The following is a 276-nucleotide window of genomic DNA, read 5'->3' on the forward strand; positions in this document are numbered from 1 at the left end:
GACAACCCGTCATCTACCTGCGCCTGGTAGACGTAGGCCAACAGTCCCGCCATCACTTCCAGCAGGAAGATCAGCAGCAACAGGAATGTGTACACCAACAAGAGACATCTGTTCTCCCTCCAGACGCCACAGCAGCCGAGGATGACCACGAGGAGGACGAGGGCTCCAGCGACGACGAGGACATAGCCGGTGAGGACGTAGGTGGAAGTGGTCAACAGGGAGACGTACTGGTGCTTGTAGATGACGGACCATAGACCCACAGCCAACACACCACCG

At 58.0% G+C, this 276-nt stretch carries 1 protein-coding gene; it reads right to left on the minus strand.

Features of this window, described 5'->3' with window-relative positions; genetic code table 11:
• The coding region (locus P2081_RS20825) for a tetraspanin family protein (RefSeq protein WP_278924693.1) at positions 1 to 276 on the minus strand (276 nt) is incomplete at both ends.

This window comes from Pseudophaeobacter profundi, from assembly GCF_029697505.1.
Lineage (GTDB): Bacteria > Pseudomonadota > Alphaproteobacteria > Rhodobacterales > Rhodobacteraceae > Pseudophaeobacter > Pseudophaeobacter profundi.